Source organism: Paraburkholderia humisilvae (assembly GCF_902859855.1).
Lineage (GTDB): Bacteria > Pseudomonadota > Gammaproteobacteria > Burkholderiales > Burkholderiaceae > Paraburkholderia > Paraburkholderia humisilvae.
On the sequence record NZ_CADIKH010000127.1, the window covers coordinates 1 to 8,718 of the forward strand.

Annotated in this window: 6 protein-coding genes; 2 read left to right on the top strand and 4 right to left on the bottom strand. The window is 55.1% G+C overall.

The annotated features are described in order from the left end of the window. Window positions 1-91 precede the first annotated feature (91 nt). The 4 genes from HV796_RS38730 to HV796_RS38745 form a co-directional block, all read right to left on the bottom strand. The gene (locus HV796_RS38730) at window positions 92-820 is read right to left on the bottom strand and encodes a transposase (protein WP_246356312.1); all 729 of its coding nucleotides are present in this window, start codon (window positions 818-820) and stop codon (window positions 92-94) included. Next, the gene (locus tag HV796_RS38735; RefSeq protein ID WP_175233081.1) at window positions 817-1,422 is read right to left on the bottom strand and encodes an IS607 family transposase; all 606 of its coding nucleotides are present in this window, start codon (window positions 1,420-1,422) and stop codon (window positions 817-819) included. The genes HV796_RS38730 and HV796_RS38735 overlap by 4 nt, the downstream gene beginning before the upstream one ends. A gap of 1,290 nt (window positions 1,423-2,712) precedes the next feature. After that, entirely contained in the window at window positions 2,713-4,341 is a 1,629-nt protein-coding gene (locus HV796_RS38740; RefSeq protein WP_175233082.1) for an APC family permease, read from the bottom strand. A gap of 322 nt (window positions 4,342-4,663) precedes the next feature. After that, window positions 4,664-5,170, bottom strand: a complete 507-nt coding sequence (locus tag HV796_RS38745) for a hypothetical protein (protein WP_175233083.1) — start codon at window positions 5,168-5,170, stop codon at window positions 4,664-4,666. 2,765 nt (window positions 5,171-7,935) lie between these two features. Here HV796_RS38745 and HV796_RS38750 point away from each other — a divergent pair. Both HV796_RS38750 and HV796_RS38755 read left to right on the top strand, forming a co-directional pair. After that, window positions 7,936-8,532 carry a hypothetical protein gene (locus tag HV796_RS38750; protein ID WP_175233084.1) on the top strand — a complete coding sequence of 199 codons (597 nt, stop codon included), beginning with the start codon at window positions 7,936-7,938 and terminating at the stop codon, window positions 8,530-8,532. 90 nt (window positions 8,533-8,622) lie between these two features. Further along, window positions 8,623-8,718 (top strand): transposase (locus HV796_RS38755; RefSeq protein WP_425497113.1); only part of this gene is annotated, 96 nt, incomplete at its 3' end.

An 8,718-nucleotide genomic window follows, 5' to 3' on the forward strand; every position in this document is an offset into this window, starting at 1 on the left:
CGTCGCTCGCAACAAGCTCAAAAGCGCTCAGCACCGACCTTCGATCATCGCCGCGTGCTGGATTCAGGCAACCTTGTGGTGACGTCATGATTTATGGAAAGGTCAATAAGTAGTCTGCACATCGCTTTGCAAACCTGGCATTCTCTGCTTCGGAGGCCGGTTTCACGGTTGCCGAAGCATCCGCCAGAACCTTCCTCTCCGCAGACTGCTGCGCCAGAGCTTGACGCCGAATGTTGATGGTCGCGTTAGGGTCGCGGTCCATCTTTAGTCCGCAGCCGCATTCGACAACGCCGTCGCTCAACATGAGCGCGTGAATCACGCCGCAGTCCGAACTCATCTTGCTGCCCGGATAGAAGCGCTCGATAACAATCACCTGAGCACCGGCCATGGCGGCCTTGTATTCCAGTTGACGGCGGAACTCGAAGAATCCTGCATCGGCGATGGCGCGAGCGAGCTTGCCGTTCTTCAGCATGCCTCTCACGTTCAAGTCCTCGATCCCGATGGCCGGGTAGTTCGTTGCGAGTGTCGTCGTCAGTTTGTGCAAAGCATCCTTACGAACGTTTGCGACACGCAGGTGCGGCCGGGCGAGCCTGGCTTTCGCTTTGGCCCAGTTTGCACTTCCCTTCTGTCTGCGCGACATCGAGCGCGAGAGGCGCACGATGCACTTGTGCTCGTTCGGCTTGCCATCCTCCTTGTGCTGGCGCGTCCATTCCGCCAGCGCCCAGTTGTAGGCGAAGCGAGCCACGCCGCATGCACGAGCGAAATACCTTGCCCGCTCTGCGGTCGGGTCCAGGCGGATTTTGCGGACGCGAACAATCACCTGGCGGCTTCCTTCAGCACGTCAAGAAGCTTCCTGTTCTTTTTGCTGCGCGAGCCGCACAGGCGTGCAGAAAAAACCGTGATGATTTCGAGCACATCCTTCGTGAGTTCTTCCTCGAAGGATGGCTGTTCGCCCTTGTAAACGATGACGATTTCGATGTTCTGCGCCGCGCCCATGGCGAACACCAACTCCGAACCGAAGCGCAGGAGCCGGTCTTTGTGCGTGATAACAAGGCGCTTCATCTGCTTGCGCAGAATCATTTCAGGCAGCCCGCCAGGACCTCTCCTGTGGTAGTTCATGCCACTGCCAAGATCTTTGATTACCTCGCAGCGCCAGCCTTTAGCCGCGCAGTAGCTTTCCAGCATCGCGTGCTGGCGCTCAAGATCTTCCTTCTGGTCGTGCGAGGAAACGCGGGGATAGCAGACCGCGGGCGCATTCTCATTGCCGATTCCGGGCAGGTCCGACATGGCGTAGTAGCGCGTACCCCCTGCCGTCTTGCGAGCAGACAACAGTTCGCCAGTCTCCGCCCACTTGCGCAGGGTGGACTCCGCAACGCCGAGCATCTGCGCTGCTTCACCAATCTTGACCAATCGCTTTTCCATGAGGACATGGTTAGAGCAAATTTCGGTAGATAATTGAACTCAGTTGCTCGCCCACGGATATCAGCCGGATCCACCCTCGACGTTACAGGCAGCCCCCCAGCAGATTCACCCAAAGCGACAAGCCGCTCAGAACACCGCCTTGCGGTACGTGACCGCGAAACTCATATCAGTGCCTCTAGTCTAGAGGCTCCGGGAAAACGAAGCCCTTGGGTATTTCGACAGATTTACCTCCCCGGCTTCATGGGGCTCGATCCATCGAATCAAAAACGTGCCGCGTTGGCATCAGAGGAACGGGCAGCCATCATCGATGGTCGCTCTGTTGCAGGCGGAAAGACATTCCACGATCCGTCAACATGGCGAAAGAAAAAGATCGATAGTGCCCCTTCATGTCGCGCCGCCTCGACAAGCACGCAGTGCCGACCATACCCAGCCGCCCTCGAGAGACGAGTCACATGCGAAGGCCGCGACTTGGTAAGAGAAAACCACTTCTCCACAACCGAGCGCAGTGTCTTTCTTGAAGTGCTCATTAAGGTCTCCTTCGACGGCAGTTCATCACGAGTCGCTATCCAGGTGGCACCGAGCATCCCGCCAAATGATTGATGTCGAGCTGCCCTAAACCGATCGTAGATGCACCCGAACCGTAACGTGTCAACATTTGTTAAAGGCGATCTATTCGTGTTCGTGCCCCATAGATTGTAAGAACTGAAGTCATCTTGATTTCGTAAGGCTCGCAGGCCAGGATCGTGTCCATCCAAATTTTTAATGGACAGATGCACACGATGATGAGATCGAGGTGACGCAGGAGGTCATGCAACCGACACGACGTCGGTAGCTTAGATACTGTCCCAATTGAAACATTTCTGTCCATCGACGGCATCCAAGCGGTCCACATGACTTCGACCCTGTCAAGCGTACCGGTCGCGCGTTTGCGCCTGCCCTTAATTCACGGCATGATATACGTCTAGTTCCGTCGAGAACGTACCTTGTCTTTCTGATGTTGGAATTTCTCAGTCGGCCCCTGATCCCCAATTACGGAATCCATGTTGAATCGTCCTTCTCCCGTTGCCCCCCGGGTGATGTTTTGTTCTCCGGATTGCTTACCTCCTAGAAATGATCCGATTACTTAAGGTCTTGCTTTGCCGAAGGCCGATTGTCGGCCATCGCCCGGGAATAACGCGCTCAGGTACCCGTCGTCGAGCCGCGACTGACGATTGATTGCCTGGTACCAACACCGTCGTGACACTCGCTGAACCGCAGTCTTATGAGACTGCCCAGGATGCAACGCGCTGTTCAACGAGTCGGAGCAGCTTTGCCGATAGTTAGGCCTTCGCCAAGAATCGTAATCGTCGCCTGATCATCAGGGTTGCGCTCGGCAAGGTACTCGGTTCGGTAGCCGGTATGCACGCCCCAGTAGTAAAACACCAGCGCGCACACGATCACGACCACCATATCCCAGCCATACGGCAACATGCCCATGCCGCCAAACTGCTTGCTGCCGATCAGCGACAGCGCCGCCATCGTCGGCAGATAGGCAACCAGCCACCACGCAGCGGTCAGGTCGCGGCTCCAGCCGGCAAAGCCGACCTTCGTCTGATAGTAGAAGTACACGGGCAACGCAACGATCATCAACAAAATGATTTCACCGGTCAGCGGCCACTTCGCCCAGTACAGAATCAGCGATGCGCAGACGAACGCGAATGGCGCGATCACCTTCATGCCCGCGATCTCGAGCGGCCGCTCGAGATCCGTCGCGGTGCGGCGCAACGCCATCAGACTGATCGGCCCGGTCAAGTATGAAATCACTGTCGCGACGGAGATCACCGCTGCCAGCGAGCTCCAGCCGCGGAAGAAGAACAGAAACAGAAACGATACGAACAGGTTGAACCACATCGCCGGACGCGGCACACCGTAGAGCGGATGCACGACACCAAAAATCCGCGGCATCGTATTGTTGCGCTCCATCGCGTAGATCATCCGGGTCGTGGTTGCCATGTATGTCGTGCCGGTGCCACTTGGGCTGACAAACGCGTCGATATACAGCAGAATCGCCAGCCAGTTCAGGTTCAGCGCGATCGCCAGTTCCGCGAACGGCGACGCAAACGTGAAGTGGCTCCAGCCCTTCATCACATCGGCGGGATCAACCGCGCCGATAAAGGCGATCTGCAGCAGCACGTAGATAACAAGCGCGATCAGAATCGAGCCGATTACCGCGAATGGCACGCTCTTCGCCGGATTGCGTGCCTCGCCCCCCAGGTTGACCGGGCTCTGGAATCCATTGAACGCGAACACTATGCCACTTGTCGCGACCGCGGTCAGCACGGCCGACCATCCGTACGGCGCGAACGTGCTCGCCTCGCCGAAGTTCTCGCGGTGAAAGCCGGTCAGCATCAGGCCGAGAATCGTCGCGCCGGGAATCAGGAACTTGAAGATCGTGATGGTCGAGTTGGCATGCGCGAACAGCTTCACGCCCCAGTAGTTGAGCAGGAAATAGATAATCACGAGCACGGCGGACAGCAGTAAGCCGTTAGTCGTCAGTGATCCGTTCACGAACAGCGCATGCGCCCAGTCGTAAGGCCAGGTGCTCATGTACTGGATGGACGCTTCAGCTTCGATGGGAATTACCGACACGATCGCAATCCAGTTTGCCCATCCGCTGATAAAACCGACCAGCGCGCCATGCGAGTAACGCGCGTAGCGCACCATACCGCCCGACTCGGGGAACATCGCGCCAAGTTCAGCGTAGGTAAGTGCGATCGCGAGAATGACAATGGCGCCGATAACCCACCCAAAAATGGATGCCGGCCCTGCGATAGTTGCTGCGCGCCATGCCCCAAAGAGCCACCCAGATCCGATGATCGACCCCAAGCCTGTCAACAGCAACGCGATCGGACCGATGTCCCGTTGGATGGAATTTTTCATGTCATCTCCTATTTTCCGGAATCGGAATCCAATTGTCTCGCCAACAGTGCGATAGCAATAAGAACTCTTTCGCACCCTGACGCGTTTGCAAGCAAGCCGGCAAAGCACCAACCTTGCATGCTGGGTGGTTTATATATTCTCCGTGCAAGCGCGCATTTATTCCACCTGCAGTTCAATCTGGCAACGCTTCGCCCGTCGTAAATTCGGACTCGATATCGGCTGTGCTATCGAACTTTCATGAAGCCTGTTTTTATAAAAAATAAATAATTAAATAATAAACATTTTACAATTCACAATTTCAATTCCCGATTGTGTCGAGGCACTAGAGAGATCTCGTAGAAGTTGACAGAAATGCTGGAAAGCGCGCGAGCGCTCGGGAAGCACATCCGTCGCCCTGTTCAAGCGCTAACGCTGCCCGCTGGAAGGCATCCTTCGCAACCGAATAGATTGCTGAGGAAGTCATATGCCTAGTAGTGTCGCCCGAGATAGTCATTACAGCGGGAGTCGTATCGTATGCGAGGGGAAAGGGCGACAGGCCGTAAAACACACGGTACCGTGCAAAATCCGACATGAGAGCGTCGCTTATCGGTAATTCAAATGCGACCTCGCCCCCATGGGTGACGAGCAGACGCCAGCGTCCACGTCGTAAAATGAAATCACAAGACTTCGTGCGCGCAACCTCGCTTACGCTTAATGCCGTGTGATAAAGGAAGAGTATGATCCAGCGGCTGCGTTGATGATGTTGACGTTCTTTTAATGTGGTCTGCGGCCAATTTTCTATCGAATCGAGAACATTCTGCCAGAGCGAATGCTCAAGTTGACGTTTCATGTGCCGCTCAACCCAGCCTTCTCTCAAATATGGGTCACGGGAAGGTATCAAGGGAGAGGCAACGAGGTAGCCTATCGCAACCAGATAGTCGAACATCTTTGACAGAACATTCAGCGTATGCTGTCTGCTTTGCCATGACAGGGGGAGCCCGAAGAGATGCCTCAAACAGCTACCTCGTGGGCGCATCGGAGCAAGCCAATCCGCAGCAGGCGCGGAGAGAAACCGGACGAATGCCGAGAAATCTCTATGCTTGAGAGCCGAGAGAGGCTTGCCTAGCTCGCATGCCACCCATACCAGCAAACGAACCGCCTCTCTTCGATAGCTTGACAAGCTGTGAGGCGAGAGTGCGTATCGATTAAGCCACAGGTGAACAGCCCGGATATCCCCATCCGCCACGATTGGCCATTCCTTATCGGGCGCCACCTTCCCGTTGTTACCTCCCACAAGCACCGCTGCCAGCACGAACTGCAAGAACGGCTCGGAAATGGGCGTCGACTGGTTCATGGATAGCGAATTTTAACATTAGTACTCCTATCGTACATCATCCGCATTGAAGATTATTCCGATATTATACACACCATTTCCAGTCGAATCGTCCTTTTTAAGAAACATCTACCCTTCTTACCACTTTCACGAATCGTTCGCAGGTTGCGGACGGTGAAGCGCAACCCCGCATGCACAGCAACGCCAAATACCGTTGCCGGCCACAATCAACTCTCCCTAATCGACGCAGACTACATTCCTCCCCTCTGATCGAAAGAGGCATCTAGTGCGATGCCTCGTCGGACGCTTGATTGAGCAATTCGCTTACCTGAATGACGTTTAATAAGGTCAGCGTCCAGTAGCAATCTTATAAACGCCCCCGCCCAATCGCTAAAATTCCTCCAAAAAAGTTACTCCCCACGCAATGCTCCTCATGAAGGAGCTGGAATTTATATTAAACACCTCCATAAAGCATATTCTCCTCGTCAGATATCTTTTACCTCACTCCATCATTAAATATATTAGTCCTGTTCCGTTATACAATTAATAAAACTGTAAAAATATTCTGATATTGAAACACATTTCATATCTGGGTCAATCCAAGCCCTCATCTACATCAGCATGTAGCGCGTCTCCGGATCACTCCATTTACACATAGAAATATCCCAAATAAAGACGATGGAAAATTTGCCACCCAACGAAAGTGGCACCAACCCTGCAAAAGGACGGCTTCCGATCACTATCGTAATGTCAACGCGTCTTAGCAAGCTCAGCCGTTTCGTTTCCTCGCGGTACTTTTCGGGTCGGCGCGCCAACACCGTGACATCACCCAAGCTGACAGCTCATGCATGGGTTAGTCAGACGCAGAATGTGGAGCTTTGGGGCTCACATAAGTTGGCACCCTATCGCCAAACCGGTATGCGTTCTAGCGCGAAACAACGTTCGATTCAAAGGACGACCTTCGAAATTCGCGCGCGCCAGCGGCAGGTTGCCGCCGCCGACTGCAGGCTACGTCGCATCAACTGAACACAATAATCGGAACATCATGCTTTCAATCGAGACGCAGAGCCACCTCCTGACAAACGAATGATCCTTGCTGAACCTGTAGGACGCGTGCTGACATAGCGCGCCCGTCACGCAAGCAGCGCACCATTGGGGATCAGGAAAGCGTCAAGTGGCTCGAAGGCCTTGAACATCGTCGACTCTCACGGGTCATTGCCTTGATACCCACATTGCGGAGTGTGCGACCGCAAGGGTGATGTCGACGATGTGTTCTTCGCCGAACGCCCAACCGGCGTCGACTAGCTCGCTCACGCGAGTTGGAATCGCAGCGTCGCACATCCGCAGAAGTGCCTGTAGGAGACGATCGCCGCAGCACCCGTGCTGGATCAAGACCCAATTGCAGATCCCGGGCTCGGGCCGCACGATTGAGCGCCCTGCAGGCCTGACGCTGCGATGCGCGCCGGTGCGGTTTCGCCCGCCGCTCTACCGGCGCAGTAAAGGACGGCCGGATGTCGCACGCTCGAAGAAGATGTTGCCGAAGGCGTTGAACCTCGCGAATGGATGTTGCTCACTTCGGTGCCCACGCGTACCCACGAAGATGCATTGGAGCCTTTGACATGGTACGCGCGCCGCTGGACGATCGAATCGTGGCATCGCGTGCTCAAGAGCGGCTGCCGCGTTGAGCACGGCAGTTTGGCAATCTCGACCGGTTCCCGCGTGCCACTGGGCTGTTTGCCGTGATCAACTGGCGCATCCTGTATGCGACGTTGCTGGCCCGGCTCGACGGCGACCTGCCGTGCGAAGTCCCACTTCAACCTGTCGAGTGGCACGCCGTATGCCGCGTACATAGCATGACGAAGCGATCTCTGGAGCCTCCATCGTTGGCGCAAGTCGTTCTCTGGATCGCCCGCCTCGGTGCCTATCTCGCACACAAGCAGGATCGTCCGACCGGCCCAACCGTTATATGATGCGGCTTCCTCGCCCTGCAAGACGTCACCCAGATGTATCGCATCTTCAGGTAAAACGAATGACTCCATTTACGAGTAAACATCAGGCTAGCCGGAAGGTGACCTCAATTCGGTGATCCTCGACTTCCCCCGTAATTCAGATGCTCAATACTCCAACCCAATACTCGCGAGTATTTGTCGTCCACACGTGCAATTATAATATCCGAACGTGCATTTTCGGTTGACCCGCAGGCAATTTCGTAGCTCAGCTCGTCCACCGATGGCTGGCATCCTAACGTCCCGCCCGTCTCAACCCACTCTCACGCTGACCCAATGCACGTCTACAACAACTCAAGCCTTGCAACCACCGGCCGCGCCACCTCAGGCGCCGCCAACACCCGCGAAGACGCAGTGGCTGACTTCATGCAATCACCCAATTCCCACAACGCTTCAGACATCTACCGCAGTGCTCGTGATAGATCGAGAACGCGCAGTCCAACTCCTGCTACACACGAGATGCTTCCGGCATCGAGTTCATCTTCCGTCGTCTCTTCGGTCGAGCAATCCCCCCAATCGGCTGGTTTGACGTTGGACCAGTTGAAACGCTTGGCGGACAATGTGCATCATTCTGTGATAACCGGCTCGCGGCCCACGCTCGCCGACACTGCTATGCGATTCTCCCTTGCAAAAACCTATGAGATAAAGAAACGCGAGGCGCAAGGTTTACCACCGAGGCTGCCCAAGGATAATCGCAACGAGATCAGCGTGGCCGCCTTCGCCAGGAGCGATCACCATTCGAAAAGACACCTTTATAGCCTAGTTACTCCACAAGGCAATTTTAAAACGGAAAAAGACGACTCCACTACTGCGCTGGAGCGCACGATCAAGAGCAACCGTAATTGCTCCCATTACCAAGAGCTCCTAGACTGAGCCCAGCCGGGAACGCATTTCGCCCCTCCAGTTATACGAATTCCCTGTAGGGTGTTAGGCACTTTTGTTCATGCTTGGTAACCTGGCGGGATGACAAAACGCAAACCATACCCGACGGATGTATCGGACGATGAATGGAGCTTCGCGGCTCCCTATCTGACCTTGATGAACGAAAACGCCCCGCAG

What these genes read in the sequence shown, in the direction of transcription:
- HV796_RS38740 (WP_175233082.1), bottom strand. Translation starts at nt 4,341, where the DNA reads ATGAAAAATTCCATCCAACGGGACATCGGTCCGATCGCGTTGCTGTTG.
- HV796_RS38735 (WP_175233081.1), bottom strand. Translation starts at nt 1,422, where the DNA reads ATGGAAAAGCGATTGGTCAAGATTGGTGAAGCAGCGCAGATGCTCGGC.
- HV796_RS38745 (WP_175233083.1), bottom strand. Translation starts at nt 5,170, where the DNA reads ATGAAACGTCAACTTGAGCATTCGCTCTGGCAGAATGTTCTCGATTCG.
- HV796_RS38750 (WP_175233084.1), top strand. Translation starts at nt 7,936, where the DNA reads ATGCACGTCTACAACAACTCAAGCCTTGCAACCACCGGCCGCGCCACC.